At 60.3% G+C, this 17,503-nt stretch carries 12 protein-coding genes; 6 read left to right on the forward strand and 6 right to left on the reverse strand.

Translation table 11 applies throughout. The features are described 5' to 3' along the window. Window positions 1-569: 569 nt before the first annotated feature. Window positions 570-1,376, reverse strand: coding sequence for an acyl-ACP desaturase (locus tag ACLIRY_RS15200; protein WP_413206262.1), 807 nt, complete (start codon window positions 1,374-1,376; stop codon window positions 570-572). A gap of 212 nt (window positions 1,377-1,588) precedes the next feature. Then, window positions 1,589-1,885: a DUF3253 domain-containing protein gene (locus ACLIRY_RS15205; RefSeq protein WP_413206263.1), complete on the reverse strand. Its 297-nt coding sequence runs from the start codon at window positions 1,883-1,885 to the stop codon at window positions 1,589-1,591. 566 nt (window positions 1,886-2,451) lie between these two features. Between ACLIRY_RS15205 and ACLIRY_RS15210 the strand changes: the two genes are divergently transcribed. Further along, the gene (locus tag ACLIRY_RS15210; RefSeq protein ID WP_413206264.1) at window positions 2,452-3,054 is read left to right on the forward strand and encodes a 2-hydroxychromene-2-carboxylate isomerase; all 603 of its coding nucleotides are present in this window, start codon (window positions 2,452-2,454) and stop codon (window positions 3,052-3,054) included. 178 nt (window positions 3,055-3,232) lie between these two features. On the opposite strand, the gene ACLIRY_RS15215 is transcribed toward ACLIRY_RS15210, so the two are convergent. Then, on the reverse strand, window positions 3,233-5,074 hold the full coding sequence (locus ACLIRY_RS15215) for an ATP-binding cassette domain-containing protein (RefSeq protein ID WP_413206265.1): 1,842 nt from the start codon (window positions 5,072-5,074) through the stop codon (window positions 3,233-3,235). A 300-nt stretch (window positions 5,075-5,374) separates the two neighbouring features. On the opposite strand from ACLIRY_RS15215, the gene ACLIRY_RS15220 reads away from it, so the two are divergent. Then, window positions 5,375-5,791: a response regulator gene (locus ACLIRY_RS15220; RefSeq protein WP_413206266.1), complete on the forward strand. Its 417-nt coding sequence runs from the start codon at window positions 5,375-5,377 to the stop codon at window positions 5,789-5,791. Continuing rightward, window positions 5,674-6,672, forward strand: coding sequence for a formylglycine-generating enzyme family protein (locus ACLIRY_RS15225; RefSeq protein ID WP_413206267.1), 999 nt, complete (start codon window positions 5,674-5,676; stop codon window positions 6,670-6,672). Before ACLIRY_RS15220 ends, ACLIRY_RS15225 begins: the two co-directional genes overlap by 118 nt. A gap of 43 nt (window positions 6,673-6,715) precedes the next feature. Here the strand turns inward: ACLIRY_RS15225 and glgC are convergent, their stop codons facing one another. Beyond that, window positions 6,716-7,987, reverse strand: a complete 1,272-nt coding sequence (gene glgC / locus ACLIRY_RS15230) for a glucose-1-phosphate adenylyltransferase (protein ID WP_413206268.1) — start codon at window positions 7,985-7,987, stop codon at window positions 6,716-6,718. A 328-nt stretch (window positions 7,988-8,315) separates the two neighbouring features. Here glgC and glgA point away from each other — a divergent pair, with 328 nt between their 5' ends. After that, on the forward strand, window positions 8,316-9,761 hold the full coding sequence (gene glgA / locus ACLIRY_RS15235; protein WP_413206314.1) for a glycogen synthase GlgA: 1,446 nt from the start codon (window positions 8,316-8,318) through the stop codon (window positions 9,759-9,761). Window positions 9,762-9,927: 166 nt separating this feature from the next. Further along, window positions 9,928-12,405 (forward strand): glycogen/starch/alpha-glucan phosphorylase, encoded by a 2,478-nt coding sequence (locus tag ACLIRY_RS15240; protein WP_413206269.1) that lies wholly within the window; start codon window positions 9,928-9,930, stop codon window positions 12,403-12,405. Between the two features lie 243 nt (window positions 12,406-12,648). On the opposite strand, the gene ACLIRY_RS15245 is transcribed toward ACLIRY_RS15240, so the two are convergent. Continuing rightward, window positions 12,649-13,056, reverse strand: coding sequence for a DUF2000 family protein (locus ACLIRY_RS15245; RefSeq protein ID WP_413206270.1), 408 nt, complete (start codon window positions 13,054-13,056; stop codon window positions 12,649-12,651). Between the two features lie 99 nt (window positions 13,057-13,155). Here ACLIRY_RS15245 and ACLIRY_RS15250 point away from each other — a divergent pair, with 99 nt between their 5' ends. Continuing rightward, a complete protein-coding gene (locus ACLIRY_RS15250) occupies window positions 13,156-13,656 on the forward strand; it encodes an Lrp/AsnC family transcriptional regulator (RefSeq protein WP_413206271.1) in 501 nt (166 codons plus the stop codon). 72 nt (window positions 13,657-13,728) lie between these two features. Here ACLIRY_RS15250 and ACLIRY_RS15255 read toward each other — a convergent pair whose 3' ends face one another. Continuing rightward, complete coding sequence (locus ACLIRY_RS15255) at window positions 13,729-17,097, reverse strand: DUF2126 domain-containing protein (RefSeq protein ID WP_413206272.1); 3,369 nt, start codon at window positions 17,095-17,097, stop codon at window positions 13,729-13,731. Window positions 17,098-17,503 lie beyond the last annotated feature (406 nt).

A 17,503-nucleotide genomic window follows, 5' to 3' on the forward strand; every position in this document is an offset into this window, starting at 1 on the left:
AGGGATGCACGTTTCTCGAGTTCACTGTGACGCGGACGTAACGTTTTGTTTTTACTCGTCATTCCCGCGTACCCGGGAATCCAGGGTGGGGAGAACCAGCGGCGGCGATTGACGCATCCTGACGTGCTAGACCAAACCGCCTTAAATCGGAATCGATTTAAGGCGGTTTGGTCTAGAGTCAACAGGTTGAGCATCGAGCGGACCGGAAAACCGGTTCCCACTTTTCCGCTCGATGCTCTAAGCGCCAATACCAGAGAAATCAACCCTGGATGCCCGTTTTCACGGTCATGACGAAATAAAAATGATCAGCCCTAAATAAAAGAAACGCGCATACCTGAGCGCGTTCGCGGGGATGACAAAGAAGAGAAGGAGTCGAAAGGGCTTTGACGCCAATCCCCGCAGGATGTTCATTTCAAGGTTCACTGGCAATCATAAACGTCAACTGGCCCTGGGGGACTGGAACTGGAACTGGATCCAGATCTCGACCGCCGAACTTGCCTGCGATGATACCCGTTCGATACCTGCTATGCCTTCAGCATGAGGCCTGAGGCCCTAAAAGGGCCCGTGCCTCACGCTGCCAGGGATTTCGCTTTGCTGCGCATGTAGAACCACATGACATTGCCAGCCAAATCCCCCATCCGGCCCTGGGGTGACAAGCCCGCAGCCTTTAGGACCATATAGGCCACCCTTTGGGCATGGTGGCGTTGGTAGTTGGCGAAAACCCGAGCGGAGTATTCCCGATAGGCCTCGGCCCGAACATAGGGACGATCCGCATGGTTCGCACAATGATAGGCGAAGGGTAGCTCGTCGTCCTCGGTCTCCCGGATTCGCCCCAAGGCAACGAGAAGGCGGCGAATGACTCCCGTTCCTTCCCGCTCCAACAGAACATTCAAGGTGTCGAGGAACAGCTTGTAATGCCGGAATTCATCCGCAGCCACGCGCCGACAGATTTCCTTGAACACGGGCTCTTCCGACCGGTCCATCAGGGCCGAATAAAAAGAAGACGTTCCGGCCTCGACAATACAGCGGGCAACCATTTCCGATGTTTTGGATCCTCGCACGCTGGTATCCACATCCACGTCGATGGTGTACCCCTCCCGAAAGCGCAGTAGAACCTCAGCATAGTCGAAAGTTGGATCGGCCATTGCAGCCCATCGGCCCAGGGCCTCTCCGTGGCGCACTTCCTCCTCCGCCCATTGACCGATGGCTTCCCGAATGGTCGGCTCATCGTGAAACACCCGTGAAAGATATTGGCCATACAAACGACCATTGCTTTCCGTCAGGGCAGCGGCCTTCGCTATTTTCAGGGAATCCGCATTCACCCGACCGGGATCGAATGCATCCCAAGGGATATCGTCAAGTGACCAACTGCTCATGAACCGCTTATTCCCTGTCTTGACCGAAGGACCCCAGGCATATAGGGCCGAATAATTCCTCACGCCATGTTCTCATTGCCCGGAACCAAAAGAAAGACGCCCTCCCAATCGCCGGAGGATCAAGAACATCGAGCGGAAAAGTGGGCACCGGTTTTCCGGTCCATTCGATGCTCAACTTGTCGAATCTAGATCGAAGGGGGTCCTCTCTGTCCTTAGATGTCCGCCGAGGGACCTCCCAACCGAATAACCCCTTTCACACCATCGGGTTCCACCGCCTTTCCCTTGCGATAGATGGTCAGCTTGCCATCACGGGCCATCTCCAGGGCCGTGCGCCGCACGGCGGGAAGGACCTTCCGCCAAGCGTCCACCTCCCCCTCCCACTCTGTCCGATCCGTCACCAAATGACGAGCCACATCAGAGGGACAAAAGGTCTTCCCATCCCCCTGACGTTGGCAAAAGATTTCAATGGTGTCGCGGATCAGGGCAGCGGGGGGCATGGGGCGTGGCATTGCAATCTCCTCTAGAGCATCGAGCGGAAAAGTGGGCGCCGGTTTTCCGGTCCACGCGATGCTCTAACCATATGATTTCAGATCAAATTATCCGCCCTAAATCGATTCCGATTTAGGGCGGTTTGATCTAACGGGCGGGGGCGGGCTCGGCTTGTCGATCAAACTGATCTCGAAGATACTCTAAAATCACTATCACTAGAGTAAGACTGGGCCAGTTTCACTCTAGGGGAACATTGTTGGATCAAAAACAGAAAACAAGCGGTTTATACCCGCGCCCCCTCCATTTCAAACGGTCTTCCTCTTGCCTCTTCCCAAGATCCATGGAAACACCTCATCTCATGCTGAAAAGCAGAGTATTCCATATTTTTGCCAAGGTTTTGGAGGTAAGGGCTAAACGCCCATGCGAATTTTCAGAATCAAAAGAGCAATCTTCTAGAGATTTTTTCCAGAAAAATCTCTCACCCGACACCTCCCGTCTCTCCGTGATCTAGAAAAGCGGTTGAAACGCCCTTAAATTGGCTCTGCCCCGTATCGAATTTTCCCTTTGACCACATAGGAATATAGCCATGGGCAGGACGGATCTCGTCCACTACCACTTTTTGCAATCTCCCTGGAGTTACCTCGGCTTTGACCGCCTGATGGAGATCGCAACCCGACATGGGGTAACGGTTCGCCACATCCCTTTACTGCCTTCTGACATTTTTCCAGCGACGGGTGGAGCGCCCTTGAACAAGCGGCATCCATCCCGCCAATCCTATCGCCTGCTGGAACTGGAGCGGTGGAGCCGGGAGTTTAATCTGCCTCTTGTCCTCCACCCTCGCCATTTTCCCGTAGATGACCGCTTAGCCGCCAGTTGTGTCATCGCCGCCCGAGACATGGAGGTGGCCGTAGACGGACTTGTCCGAACCCTACTGGCGGCCGTCTGGGTGGAGGAGTTGGACTTGGCCGACCCGGACGTGCTCAGCATGTTGATCGGCAAGGCTGGATTGAACGCCACCGAAGTCCTCGCCAAGGCTCAGGACAGGTCGACCGAAAAGACTCTGGCCGAGGATACGGAGGCAGCCATTGCCCTGGGGGTCTTTGGCGCGCCCACCTATGTCCTGGACGGCGAACGGTTCTGGGGCCAGGACCGGCTGGACACCTTGGACAAAGCCCTATCGGCACGATAAGGCCGCTGAGATGGGGTTGTGTGGGGCCGCGCTCACGGACCCACACAACCCCATAGAGCATGGTGCGTGAATGTGATTCACGCACCATGCTCTAAACCTCTGACATTGAAGCAAATCGTCACGCCTACGGCGTGCGTTCCGCCCGTCGCAATCTGTTCCAGATTGCTCGGGATTTGCTCTATCCCGCGCTCAATTCCTCGCGCTGCATTTCCAGATCCAGCCACTTTTCTTCCGCGTCGGCAAGGGCCTGCTGGGCCTCCTCCAGGCGCTTTGCTTTTGACTGGTAGCCTTCGGGATCCTTGGTGAACAGGGCCGGATCGCTTAGGGCGCCCTCAAGGAGAGCAATCTCGCCCTGCAGCCGTTCCATGGTTCCAGGCAATTGATCGAGCAGCCGCTGGTCCTTGTAGCTCAGCTTCGCCACCGGTTTCGCTTTGGGTTTTGACCCCGACCCCAGACCGGCCCCTGAACTGCCGCTACTTTTCTCCCCCTTGGATTTCGCCTTGGCCCGCGGAATCTCCCAGGGCGCCCCGCCCGCTTGGCGAACGGCGTCGGTATATCCCCCCGGGTATTCAGTGGCCCCGCCCAGACCGTCCATGAGAATGGTGGAGGTCACCACCCGATCGACGAAATCCCGGTCGTGACTGACCAGCAGCAGCGTCCCCTCATAGTCGGCCAAAACATCTTGAAGCAGGTCCAGGGTTTCCATATCCAGGTCGTTGGTGGGCTCGTCCAGGATCATCAGGTTGGAGTCCCGGGCCAAGGCCTTGGCGAGCAACAAGCGGTTACGCTCGCCACCGGACAGGCTGCCCACAGGGCTTTGCGCCTGACGGTCCTCAAACAGGAAATCACGCATATAGCCGTGGACATGGCGGGGGGTCCCCCGCACATCAACCATGTCCCCCCCCATGTCGCAAAGGGTATCCTTCACCGACTTTTCCGGGTCCAGGGTCGACCGGGATTGATCCAGATAGGTGATGTTCAGGTTGGTCCCCAGACGCAGCTTACCGCTGTCGGGTACCAGCGCCCCGGTCATAATCTTCAGCAGAGTGGACTTGCCCGCACCATTGGGGCCAACGATCCCCAGACGGTCGCCCCGCAGCACACGGGCGGAAAACCCCTTCAGGATGGGCCGCCCCCCCAGGTCAATGGAGACCCCTTCGGCCTCCATCACCAACTTGCCAGAGGTCTGCCCCGCTTCGGCCGTCATCTTCGCCGCACCCTGAACGGCCACTCGGTCAGACCGTTCCTTGCGCATGTCATAAAGGCGCGCCAAGCGCCCCTGATTGCGTTTCCGCCGGGCAGAGATCCCCTGGCGCGACCAGCGGGTTTCCTCGGCGATCAATTTGTCGAACTTGCGCTCCTGCTCCGCCTCCATCTCCAAGGTCTCGTCCCGCCAGGCTTCGAAGGCGGAAAAGCCTTGGTCCAATCGACGAACAACCCCTCGATCAAGCCAGAGGGTGGCCCGGGTCAGGCGGGACAGGAATGCCCGATCATGGGAGATCAACACAAGAGCGCCACGAAAACCCGCCAGATGGTTTTCCAGCCAAGTGATGGCAGGCAAATCCAGGTGGTTGGTCGGCTCGTCGAGCAGCAGGATCTCCGGCTCTCCCACCAGGGCCCGGGCCAGAGCGGCGCGGCGTGCCTCTCCTCCGGACAGACCAACCGGCTCCCGGTCGGGGTCCATGGACAGGGCTTCGAGCAGGATATCCGCCCGATGGGTTTCGCTCCGTTGGGTGGGCGGCAACCCTTGCACGACGGCGTCACGCAGGGTGGGCCATCCCGACAGATCAGGCTCCTGGGGTAAATAGGAGACCGTGACGCCCGGCTGGACGAAAACCTCGCCCCCATCCGCCTCGACCTGACCGGCCATGACTTTCAATAGGGTGGATTTGCCGCCGCCGTTGCGCCCAACAAGGCAGAGGCGCGCGCCTGCCTCGACCTCGGCGGTAACGCCGCGGAACAGAGGACGCCCGCCAAATCCGAGCGTAATGTCGCGTAGTGCAAGAGGTGGTGGAGCCATGGGCCGCACCCTATCGCCTGCCGCTGGCTCTGACAATCCACCTTGAGAGCTCCTTAAATTATTATCTGAATCATGCAATTCCTCGTAACAAACGGTCTTGAATTTCAATCCGTACGCAATCTTTGATACGATTTCCCTGGTATATTGCCGGAAAAATGGGGAAGCTTAGCGAAAGGGGACGCGAAAAAACGCTGGAGACTTGGCGACCTGGAGACATTGGGAGGGGGGAGAACAAACATGTCAGTGAGGGCTTGGGGAGACCTCCGGTGTCTCGTGGTAGATGATAATCCGCAGTTCAGAATGCTGCTCCGCACGCTTCTGTCGGCCCTTGGCGCGGAGCATGTCCTTGAAGCGGAGAACGCGGAGGAGGCTTCAAAGCTCCTCAGGAGACACCCTTTTGATCTGGCCATCGTCGATCACTTACTCGGTGGGCAAACGGGTTTGGCCTGGACGCACTGGGTGGTCCACTCCCCGGAGAGCCCACATCAAGACTTGCCGGTCATCCTTATTTCCGGACATAACGATGAACACTTGCCGCGTGCGGCCCTGGCTGCCGGGGCGAGGGGATTCATCCGCAAACCCTTCGGAGCACGGGATTTATGGATACGCGTGGCCCAGGCCTTGAGTACAAAGCCCTCTCGACGGGACAAGGCTTCACGGGATGCTTCTGCGGGTCCCGTCGCGCAGATCGCCCTATTGGCGCCGCACTCGCCCTAGGGATCCTGCTCGGGATCGCCCAACCCGGTTTGGCCAGGGATCAGCGACCGCTCCTCAACGCCCCCCTTCCATTCAAGGAATGCACCGACTGCCCGGAGATGGTGCCCCTCCCTGCAGGCAGCTTCACCATGGGGGACGACCGGGGACGACAAAACGTCGGTCCGGCAGTCCCCATCACTCTGAGCCGCCCTTTCGCCATAGCCCGGACCGAGACCACCTGGGATCAGTGGACCGCCTGCGTGGCCGATGGCGCCTGCGAGGGTGGACAAGATGACCACGCTTGGGGGCGAGGAAACCGGCCCATGATCAACATTACCTGGGATCAAGCCCGGGATTACGCAGCTTGGCTCAGCGCCAAAACCGGAGCCACCTATCGGCTGCCCACAGAAGCCGAATGGGAATATGCCGCCCGGGCGGGCACGGATACGCCCTGGTGGTTTGGAGAGACCATGGTGACCGGCCGGGTCAATTGTCGCCATTGCGATCCGGACAAACCTTGGGACGCCCGATCCAGCGCGCCGGTCGGGTCCTACCCCCCCAACCCTTGGGGCCTTTCGGACATGAACGGCAATGTCTGGGAATTTACCCTGGATTGCTGGTCCAAGACCCATGCGGGCGCCCCACCGGATGGATCAGCCCGCCCACCGGATGGATCAGCCCGCCCACCGGATGGATCAGCCCGCCCACCGGATGGATCAGCCCGAAGGCCGGAAAGCCAAAACGGAGAAGACTGCCGCGACAAGACGATGCGCGGCGGTGCCTGGTACTATAAAGCTTCCCTCTCCGCCTCAACGGGGCGAGCCCGTGCAGACAGCCATGTTTGGAGCTACGTTGTGGGCTTCCGTGTCGTCCGGGAGCCCCCCTTTCCGGCGTCCCCCTGACTGGCCCCCCATCACAATGGTGCCCCGTTACAATGGTGCCCCATTACAACATGGCCAACCGATCCGGCGTTACCAGAGTCACCCCCTGTTCGGTCACATGGAAGCGCTGGCTGTCCAGATAGGGATCTTCGCCCACAACCAGCCCTTCGGGGACGCGACAGCCTGTGCCGACAATGCATTTGCTCAGCCGGGAATGGCGGCCGATATCGGCCATGGGCAGGACCACCGTATCTTTCACAATGCTGAAAGAATTCACCCGCACATCGTTGAACAACAGGGATCCACTGACCCGCCCGCCGGACACGATGCAGCCCGCAGAGACAAGGCTATCCGTTGCGACACCCCGACGCTCATCGGTATCAAAAACGAACTTCGCCGGAGGCCGCTGCATCTGATAGGTCCAGATGGGCCAGTGGGTATCATAAAGGTCGAGAGCTGGGGTGACATTCACCAGATCGATGTTGGCCGCCCAATAGGCATCGACTGTTCCCACATCGCGCCAATAGGGCTCGCGCCGTCCCACGGAATAGACACAGGATTGGCTAAACCGGTGGGCAACGATGCGCGCCTTTCCCACATAATGGGGGATGATGTCCTTGCCGAAGTCATGGGCGCTGCCCTCAACCTCAGCGTCATGTTCCAAAACCTCGTAGAGAAATTCCGCGCTGAAGATATAAATCCCCATGGATGCAAAAGTCCGATCCGGTTGGCCCGGGATACAGGGGGGATCTGTCGGCTTCTCCAGGAAATGGGTAATCTGGTCATTCTCGTCCACATCCACGCATCCGAAACCGGACGCTTCTTCCCGGGGGACATCAACGCAGGCCACGGTACAATCGGCCTTGCTTTCGATGTGATGGGCCAAAAGCTTGGCGTAATCCTGTTTGTAGATGTGATCTCCGGCCAAAATCAGCACATAGCGGGGTGCATGCATGCGGATCAGGTCCAGGTTTTGGTGCACGGCATCCGCCGTCCCCAGGTACCAGCTTTCCTTGACGGTTTGCTGCTGGGCGGGCCAAAGCTCCACAAACTCGCCGATTTCCGCCTTCAGAAAGCCCCATCCCCGCTGAATGTGGTGGATCAGGTTATGGGACCGGTATTGGGTCAGCACGCACATGCGGCGAATCCCGGAATTCATGCAATTCGACAGAGGAAAATCGACAATCCGGTACTTCCCACCGAAGGGAACGGCCGGTTTGGATTCCCGGTTGGTCAGATCGCGAAGCCGCGATCCCCGCCCGCCCGCAAGCACCAGGGCAAGGGTATCCTTCAGGGCGCGGTTGATATCCAATTGAAACGCGGTGACCTGGTCCATTTCACTTCCCTCGGTATGATCTTATTGAGCACACTATAGATCTCTCTGCTCTTATATGCATGAAGCAAATGAGAGATTCATGAAAAACCGCGCGGTGCCCTAATGCGCAGCACCCATCGTCGAGATGCACAGGGTTCCATCATATTGTCGCTTGTGCCGGAGTGGAATTCTTGGCAGGGATAACACGTCCCTGTCCGGACGAGCCGGACCGGGGCATTTTGGGGGTAAGTGAGGTCCCCCGAAACACATGACAGGGCGGGTTCGGAAACGGAGGGACCCCTGTATTCCTCTTTTTTTCGAAAACTGCTCCGGGGGCTTTGCCTTGACAATGAAAGTTCTGTTCGTCTCTTCCGAAGCCTATCCGCTGGTCAAAACCGGTGGTTTGGGTGACGTGGCGGGCGCCCTTCCCGCTGCCCTGCGCGACGTGGGCGTGGACGCCCGCATTCTGCTCCCCGCCTACCCGGATGCCATGGGCCGGGCCACCCTGACCGGACGGTCCGTGGCCCTGGGCGATCCCCTGGGTGTCGGCGAGTGCCGCCTGCTGGAGGGCAGCATGCCCGACACGGGCTGCCCGCTCTGGCTGCTGGATTGCCCGCCGATGTACGAGCGGTCGGGCGACCCCTACATGATCACTCCTGGGAACGACTGGCCGGACAATTTCAAGCGGTTTGCCCTGCTGGCCAAAGTCGCGGCCATGATCGGTGCGGCGGGCGATCTGATGGACTGGCGCCCGAACGTGATCCATGCCCACGATTGGCAGACCGGCCTGGTCCCCGCCTATCTGAAGGCTTGGTCCGTCCGCCGTCCGCCGGTGCTGTTCACCATTCACAACCTTCATTACATGGGAATTTTCGGCCAGGAAATCCTGGGGATGGTCGGCCTGCCCCAAAACCAGTTCTCCATTGAGGGATTGGAATACCACGGGTTGGTATCCATGCTGAAGGCGGGCATTCAATATTCCCAAGCCGTGTCGACGGTCAGCCCCTCCTACGCCCGGGAGATACAGACTCCCTACGAGGGCCAGGGTTTGGACGGACTGCTGCGACAGCGGGGAGAAAAGCTGCGTGGCATTTTGAACGGAATCGACATGGCAGCCTGGGACCCCCTGACCGACCCCCACCTTGCCGCCCCCATTGATCCAGCCAATCCGGAACCGGGAAAGGCCGCCAACAAAGCCTCCCTGAAGCGCCAGATGGGCCTGGATGGCAATGGCAGCACCCCCCTGTTCGGCCTCGTCAGCCGCTTTGTTGAGCAGAAAGGCATCGATCTGGTCCTGGGAGCCATCAATCGACTGGTTGGTGAAGGCGCGCAATTGGCCATCCTCGGTTCCGGAGATCGCCATCTGGAATACGAACTGAACCTCGCCGCCTCCCGTCACCCGGGACGGGTCGGCATCCATGTGGGTTACGACGAGCGCCTGTCCCACCTTATCCAGGCTGGAAGTGATTTCCTGCTGGTTCCCTCCCGCTTCGAACCCTGCGGCCTGACACAGCTCTATGCGCTGCGCTATGGTACGGCACCGGTGGTGCGTAGAACCGGCGGTCTGGCCGATTCCGTACGCTCCGTGGATGAGGATCCAGAGGGCACGGGGGTTGTTTTCGACCATGCCTTCATCGACGCCGTGGAATGGGCCGTGGGCCGGGCGGTCGCCCTGTTCCATGATCCCGACACCATGGCCCGAGTCCGACGCGCGGCCATGGCCCAGGATTTCAGTTGGAAGCGTTCCGCTCAGGAGTACTTGAAAGTGTACACGGACTTGATGACTGCAGGGTGATAGACCAGAATTGGGGGAAGCGTTTTTCCCCACCGACATTGGCATAACTCTTGCTTAACTACGGGAGTTGCCGTTCGGACATCCCGCCCGTTTCTGTTGCCCGTCCGTTCACCTTGCCCGTCCGTTCAACCTTGAACGACCACCTTTTACACTAGGAGTTTCGCGCATGGATAATGTGATCGCCGATGGTTTCGAGCTGGAAGCCGGCATCGACTTCACGGATGTGGAGCAGATCAAGCGGGGGCTCGTCGCTTCCATGGTGCGATCCGTGGGGTTCGACCCCTCCAGCGCCACCGCCCATGACTGGTATCTAGCCCTGGCCGGCATGTTGCGCGGCCACCTGTCTGAACAAGGTATGCGCACGTCGCGCACCCAATATGGCCAGGACATGAAGCGGGTCTATTACCTCTCCATGGAATTCCTGACCGGTCGGCGACTGATGAAGCACCTGCTCGACCTGGGTATCGAGGCCCCTGTCCGCGCCGCCCTGGCCGCGCTCGATCAGGACCTCGACGCGGTAATCGAGGAGGAAAGCGACCCCGCCCTCGGCAATGGGGGTCTGGGCCGTCTGGCTGCCTGCTTCCTGGATTCCATGGCAACCCATGGCTATCCCGGCTATGGCTACGGCATCCGCTACGAATTCGGTATGTTCTCCCAGACCATCGAGAACGGCCAACAGGTGGAGCACCCGGAAAGCTGGCTGCGCAACGGCAGCCCCTGGGAGATCATGCGCCACAACGTGGAATACCCCGTGCGCTTCGGCGGCCGCATCGTTTGCTTCCGAGACGAGGACGGCCAGGAGCGCTGCCGCTGGGTGGACGCCGAAGAGGTCATGGCCGTTGCCTACGACCTGAAGGAAACCGGCTTCGGCGGAGACTTCGCCGCCAACCTGCGCCTCTGGTCGGCCCGCTCGACCCAGGACTTCGACCTGCGCTACTTCAACGAGGGCAACTACATCGAGGCGGTGAAGGAAAAAACCGTCAGCGAGACCCTGTCCAAGGTTCTCTACCCCATGGACACCACCTTGATGGGCCAGGAATTGCGCCTGAAGCAGGAGTATTTCTTCGTCTCCGCCTCCCTGCAGGACATCATTGTCCGGTTCATGAAGGTCCATAAGAACGCGCACCTGATCCCGGAAAAGATCGTCATCCAGCTCAACGACACCCATCCGGCGCTCGCCGTGCCCGAGATGATGCGTCTGTTGATCGACCATTACGGTCTGGCTTGGCCTGAAGCCTGGACCATCACCCGCCAGACCTTCGCCTATACCAACCACACCCTGCTGCCCGAAGCCCTGGAAACCTGGCCCGTGGAGATGTTCGAGGCCATCTTGCCCCGGCACCTGGAGATCATCTACAAAATCAACCATGGGTTCCTGCAAGATGTCCGCCACGCCTACCCCGGAGACATGGACATGCTGCGCCGCCTGTCCCTGATCGACGAGAACACCCGCCGGGTACGCATGGCCCATCTGGCCGTGGTCGGCAGCCAGAAGGTCAACGGTGTGGCCGCCCTGCACACCAAATTGCTGCGGGAACGGGTCTTCCCGGACTTCGACGCCCTGTACCCCGGAAAATTCGTCAATGTCACCAATGGCATCACCCAGCGGCGCTGGCTGCTCCAGTCCAATCCCGCCCTCTCGGCCCTGGTGACAGAGGCCGTGGGCGATGGCTGGGTGACCGACCTGGACAAGCTCCGGGGCCTTGAGACGCTGGCCAAGGACAAAGCTTTCCAGAAGAAGTTCCTCGCCATCAAACAGGACTGCAAGGTCAAGGCGGCGGCCCTGGTGGCCGAGCGGCGGGGGGTCGCCCTGGACCCGAACTCCCTGTTCGACATCCAAATCAAGCGGATCCATGAATACAAACGCCAACTGCTGAACATCCTTCAGGTCATCGCCCGCTACAATCGCATCCGCCGGGACCCCACCCTGGATCTCCTCCCCCGGTCGGTGATCTTTGGGGGCAAGGCCGCGCCGGGCTATTTCATGGCCAAGAAGATCATCCGACTGATCAACGACGTGGCCGAAACCATCAACCACGACCCGGCCGCCCGCGGCCTGTTGAAGGTGGCCTTCGTCCCCAACTACAATGTGTCCACGGCGGAAGTGCTGATCCCCTCCTGCGACCTGTCCGAACAGATCTCCACGGCCGGGACGGAAGCTTCGGGCACGGGCAATATGAAATTCGCCCTGAACGGCGGCATGACCATTGGCACCCTGGACGGCGCCAATATCGAAATCCTCGAGGAAGTGGGCGAGGACAACATCTTTATCTTCGGCCTGACCGCCCAGGAAGTGGCCCAGTCCAAGGCCGAAGGCTACAACCCCTGGCATTGGTACAACGGCGACGGTGAACTGCGCGAAGTCATCGACATGATCCGCAACGGCTTTTTCTCCGCCGAGGATCTCGAGCGCTACCATCCGCTGGTCAACGCCCTGCTGGACGGCGGCGATCCCTACATGGTGCTGGCCGATTTCCGCAGCTACATGAAGGCCCAGGAGGAGGTCGACACCCTGTACCAGGACCAGAGCGCCTGGGCGGAAAAAGCCATTCTCAATGTGGCCCGGATCGGCAAGTTCTCTTCTGACCGCTCCATCCATACCTACGCCCAGGACATCTGGGACGTGAAAAAGATGGATGCCTGACAGCGCTTAGAGTGAAACGGGATCAGCTTGAGTCATGCCGGTCCCGTTTCCTCTATACTCTGTCGTCTTGAAAAACCGAAAAATGCGGGACTTTGCCCCGCCCCCCACTGGGGCCGAAAGGCCCCAGACCCCAGGCATTTACTGGCCGAAAGGCCCCAGACCCCAGGCCATTAAAAAAATGGGGCTTGGGCTATCGCCCAAAAAAGACGAAAGATTGTCGTGTACCGTGCCTTGAGACAGACATCACGAGTGCAGCTTCGCCCCTTTTATCGCCTTGTCGACGTCCTTCCTCGGTCCTCGAAGGGCTATTCCCACAAGATCGGGCGCCTCGGGGGATTCGGCCAAGAAAACTTCTCGGTTCGCCGCATCGTGGCCGGTGGAAAACATGGCGCGCACATAGGCTGCGCAGGACAGCGCCCGCTCTCCGGCGACCCGATGAGCACGGGCCAGTGCTTTGGGGTCTGCCCCGAAAATCAACATGGGCTCCCCCAACAGCCGCGCGTAGGACCGGCCCGCAGCGTCCACATAGGGCTCCCCCATGGCTTCGGGCGCATCAGCAGCGATCCCCGTGGCAAGGAAAGCCGTCACGTTCAGTTTTTGCCAGACAGCCAGATCCTCGAGAACCAGAATTGCCACCTTAGTGTCAAACATCCTAATAATCTCCAGTAAAATCAGCTTATTTCCGAACGGCATTCGGCCATAGCCAGATATACTGACTCAGCTTTCGCTCTCAAAGACTCAAGGGATGCCATGCTCGAAGATTCGAATACCGTTCCGAATCCCCACCCCGGCCCGGTACGCCTGGACGCAAAGGACAGAATGTTATTAGGCCTATTGTCCGAAGACGCCTCCTTAAGCTACGCCGAATTGGGGGAGCGGGTGCACCTGTCCGCGCCTGCGGCGCACGAGCGGGTGAAGCGGTTGCGACGAGAGGGGGTGATCCGAGGCACCGTGGCGGTGCTCGACGGGGCCAAACTGGGCCGACCGCTGCTGTCCTTCGTGCATGTGGACACGACCAGTTGGGCGGTAACTCGCCACCTCCTGGCCCTGAAGGACCTGCCAGACGTGGAAGAGATCCACACCGTCACGGGGGAAAGCGCCGTACTGCTCAAGGTCCGGACAAGGGACACCCATGCCCTGGAAAAACTCCTGGAGCGGATCCATGCCATCGAGGGTTTCACGGGCACCCGAAGCTACATCGCGCTCAGCAGCTATCTGGAACGGGGTCCCAGTCCCATCGCCGACGGCTGAACCGGAGGGTCTGAAAGGCCTCTGGGAGGCCTTTCAGACGGGAGTGGGTAAAAGCCCATCAGGCTGCCATTCTTACCCCATCCAGCGCAGATCAAGCGTCGCCGGGAAGTGCGGATTACGCTCTTCCCTGGGTGTGCCCATGAGGCCGTGGCTATGACCGATGGGAAAGAAGCGCGCCAAACGGCGACTTTCGGCCTCATTGCCATTGACCGGAAAGGTCTCATAGTTCCGCCCGCCCGGGTGGGTCACATGATAGGTGCAGCCCCCCAAAGAGCGCCCACTCCATAGGTCCACGATGTCGAAGACCAGGGGCGTATGGGCGCCGATGGTCGGATGCAGACAGCTCGCCGGAAGCCACGCACGGTAGCGAATGCCCGCGACCCCCTCGCCCGGAGTGCCGGTGTCCGCCATGGGCAGGCGCCGCCCGTTGCAGGTGATGGCATGGCGCCCGGGGACCAGCCCCGAGGCCTTGATCTGCAGGCGCTCGACGGAGCTGTCGACGAAGCGGACCGTGCCCCCGCCGCCGGGTTCCTCGCCCATGACGTGCCAGGGCTCCAGGGCATGGCGCACTTCCATCTCCACGCCACCGTGGCGCACGGCGCCGTAACGGGGGAAGCGGAACTCGATATGCGGGGCGAACCAAGAGAAATCGATGGGGAAGCCTGCCCGGGTCATGTCCTCGCAGATGTCGCGCATATCCTCGGACACATGGTAAGGCAGCATGAACCGGTCACGCAGGGCGTGACCCCAATGCACCAGAGGCGCCGTATAGGGCTGCTCCCAGAAGCGGGCGATCATCGCACGGAGCAGCAGTTGCTGGGCGAGGCTCATCCGCGCATGGGGGGGCATCTCGAAGGCGCGGAACTCCACCAACCCCAGGCGCCCCGTGGCGCTGTCCGGGGAATAGAGCTTGTCGATGCAGATCTCCGCCCGGTGGGTATTGCCGGTGACGTCAACCAACAGATTGCGCATCACCCGGTCAACCAACCAGGGCGGGGGCGGATTGGCCTCCGACTGCTCCTTGGTGGGGAGCTGAGCCAGCGCGATCTCCAGCTCATAGAGGGTATCGTCCCGGGCTTCGTCCACCCGGGGCGCCTGACTGGTCGGGCCAATAAACAGGCCGCTGAACAGGTAACTCAGGGCGGGATGGTTCTGCCAATAGCGGACGATGCTGCCCAGCAGATCCGGGCGGCGGATGAAGGGGCTGTCCTTGGTCCTGGCCCCGCCCACCACCAGGTGGTTGCCGCCGCCGGTGCCGACATGGCGCCCGTCGATCATGAACTTTTCCGTACCCAAGCGGTTGGCCCGAGCTTCCTCGTAGAGGATCTCCGTATTGTTGACCAACTCATCCCAGGAGGAACAGGGGTGGATGTTCACCTCGATCACGCCTGGGTCTGGGGTCACCTTGATGACGTTCAGGCGGGAGTCTTGCGGCGGGGGATAGCCTTCGATGGTCACCGGCAGGCCCAGTTCAACTGCCGTATTCTCCACCTCGTTCAGCAGCTCCAGGTAATCCTCCAGCCGTTCGGTCGGCGGCATGAAGACATGGAGACGACCATTGCGGGCTTCGACACAGAGGGCCGTGCGGACAACGCCACCCTCACCGTCCCCGGCGGTCTGCTCCATCAAACGCTGGGCGTTCTCGTCGGGGGCTTGGGCTTCCGCCGCACCGGGAATGCTGGCCTGGACCCGCTGACCTAAGAGGGGGCCCGAAAGGGGCGCGGGTTCGGGCAAGGGGGGCGGCTCGGGCAGTTCATCCCGGTCCTCGGTGGGATCCTGGCCGTAGATGAAGGGGTAGGAGTCCCGGGGCACCCAAGGCAGGCTGTCCAGCGGAATGCGCAAGCCCAGGGCCGAATCACCGGGGATCAGATAGCACCGGCCCTGGCGGAATTTCCAAACTTCGGTCAGCCACTTGGGCGCCTGGGCCGGCGCATTCCAGCGCTGGATCGGCAGGACGTAGCCCCGCAGCTTGTTGACCCCCTCCTCGAAAACCCGGGCGACCCGGTCCCGGGTCTGGGGATCGGCAATCTTATTGTCGATGGGGTCGACGTTGAAGGGCAGGCGTCGTTCATGCTCGATGAAATGCCAGGGATCCTCATAGGCGGGTTGGATCGCCTTGGGCGTGACATCCAGACGCTTCACCAGGGCGTTGATGAAGGTTTCCGCCTCGGGAATATCGTACCCCTTGTTGGAGACCGTATCGCCCAGAAGGGAGGGGTCCCGCCAGATGGGCTTGCCATCCTTGCGCCAATACAGGTGGTGCGCCCAGCGGGGAAGCTGCTCGCCCGGATACCATTTGCCCTGGCCGAACAAGAGGAAGCCGCCCGGGGCGTAGCGCGCGCGCAGGCGGTGGATCAGGCCCGTGGCCAGTCGCTCCTTGTCGGGGCCGACGGCGGCGGTGTTCCACTCCGGCCCATCCATGTCGTCGATGGAAACGAAAGTGGGCTCTCCGCCCATGGTCAGTCGGACATCGCCCTCCTGAAGCTTGCGGTCGATCTCATGGCCCAGGCTTTCGATGGCCGCCCATTGCTCTTCCGAATAGGGCTTGGTGACTCGCGGCGTTTCAAGGATGCGCGAAATGGACATCTCGAAGTCGAAGGTGGTCTCGCAGGGCTCGACAAGGCCCGAGACCGGCGCCGCAGAGGGCGTATCCGGCGTCGCGGCAAGGGGGATGTGGCCCTCTCCGGCGAACAGACCGCTGGTGGGATCCAGACCCACCCAACCGGCACCGGGCAAATAGACCTCGGTCCAGGCGTGCAGGTCGGTAAAGTCGGCCTCCGGCCCACTGGGACCGTCCAGGGATTTCTGGTCGGCGGTGAGTTGCAGCAGGTAACCGGAAACGAAGCGGGCCGCCAGACCCAGGTGACGCAAAACGGCGACAAACAGCCAAGCGCTGTCCCGGCAAGAGCCGCGCTCCAGGGTCAGGGTTTCCTCCGGCGACTGGACACCCGGTTCCATGCGCACGGTATAGGCAATCAACTGTTGAAGGCGCTGGTTGATGGTCACCAGGAAATCGACCGTGCGGGCCTCGGTCCGATCAATGGAGTCCACCAATTCCTGAAGCTTGGGGGTCAGCGGGGGCAGCTTGCGGAAGGGCGCCAGTTCTTCGGCAAGATCAGACGCATAGGCGAAGGGAAAGGTCTCCGCCTCGGGCTCCAGGAAGAAGTCGAAGGGGTTAAAGACGGCCATATCGGCGACCAGATCCACCTCGACCGAGAAATGATCCACCTTCTCGGGGAAGACCACTCGGGCCAACCAATTGGAATGGGGATCCTGCTGCCAATTCAGGAAATGAGGTTCCGGCGTAATCTTGAGAGAATAGGACAGCACATCCGTTCGGCTGTGCGGCGCGGGACGCAGACGGATCACCTGGGGTGACAACTTGACCAAGCGGTCGTATTTGTATTCCGTACGGTGGTGCAAGGCAGCGTGGATGCTCATCGGGAATCCCTATCGGAGAACAGACTGGCCTTATCGTTAATGGTCCGTTTCCCTCCATCCCGCAAGGCCGCGCATGCGAAATAACCCACCTAGTGGATCAACCGAAACATTTGAGTTCAACGTCGGGATCGGCAGACAATCCGGTAAGCCACTCAAATGTTTTGATAAGTTGATCCATCAATCGAAGAGCCTAGTGGTTCGAAGCGTCAGATTCGAACCACTAGATCATATAGTTAGAGCGGAATGAGACGGAAAACCGCACACACTTTTCCTCATTCCGCTCTAGGAACCCGGAAGTCGTCCCTCACCGGGGTTGGCGGCCCGTCGTTGGGGCCCCATCTAAGCGGATTGAGGGACGCTAACCGCCCCTATACTGTCATTTTCATCGTCTTTTCCCTCTTTCTGG

It is taken from the genome of Rhodospirillum sp. A1_3_36 (genome assembly GCF_047263945.1).
Lineage (GTDB): Bacteria > Pseudomonadota > Alphaproteobacteria > Rhodospirillales > Rhodospirillaceae > Rhodospirillum.

What these genes read in the sequence shown, in the direction of transcription:
- ACLIRY_RS15220 (WP_413206266.1), top strand. Translation starts at nt 5,375, where the DNA reads ATGCTGCTCCGCACGCTTCTGTCGGCCCTTGGCGCGGAGCATGTCCTT.
- ACLIRY_RS15245 (WP_413206270.1), bottom strand. Translation starts at nt 13,056, where the DNA reads ATGTTTGACACTAAGGTGGCAATTCTGGTTCTCGAGGATCTGGCTGTC.
- ACLIRY_RS15255 (WP_413206272.1), bottom strand. Translation starts at nt 17,097, where the DNA reads ATGAGCATCCACGCTGCCTTGCACCACCGTACGGAATACAAATACGAC.
- ACLIRY_RS15205 (WP_413206263.1), bottom strand. Translation starts at nt 1,885, where the DNA reads ATGCCACGCCCCATGCCCCCCGCTGCCCTGATCCGCGACACCATTGAA.
- ACLIRY_RS15210 (WP_413206264.1), top strand. Translation starts at nt 2,452, where the DNA reads ATGGGCAGGACGGATCTCGTCCACTACCACTTTTTGCAATCTCCCTGG.
- ACLIRY_RS15200 (WP_413206262.1), bottom strand. Translation starts at nt 1,376, where the DNA reads ATGAGCAGTTGGTCACTTGACGATATCCCTTGGGATGCATTCGATCCC.
- ACLIRY_RS15250 (WP_413206271.1), top strand. Translation starts at nt 13,156, where the DNA reads ATGCTCGAAGATTCGAATACCGTTCCGAATCCCCACCCCGGCCCGGTA.
- ACLIRY_RS15240 (WP_413206269.1), top strand. Translation starts at nt 9,928, where the DNA reads ATGGATAATGTGATCGCCGATGGTTTCGAGCTGGAAGCCGGCATCGAC.
- glgC (WP_413206268.1), bottom strand. Translation starts at nt 7,987, where the DNA reads ATGGACCAGGTCACCGCGTTTCAATTGGATATCAACCGCGCCCTGAAG.
- glgA (WP_413206314.1), top strand. Translation starts at nt 8,316, where the DNA reads ATGAAAGTTCTGTTCGTCTCTTCCGAAGCCTATCCGCTGGTCAAAACC.
- ACLIRY_RS15215 (WP_413206265.1), bottom strand. Translation starts at nt 5,074, where the DNA reads ATGGCTCCACCACCTCTTGCACTACGCGACATTACGCTCGGATTTGGC.
- ACLIRY_RS15225 (WP_413206267.1), top strand. Translation starts at nt 5,674, where the DNA reads ATGGATACGCGTGGCCCAGGCCTTGAGTACAAAGCCCTCTCGACGGGA.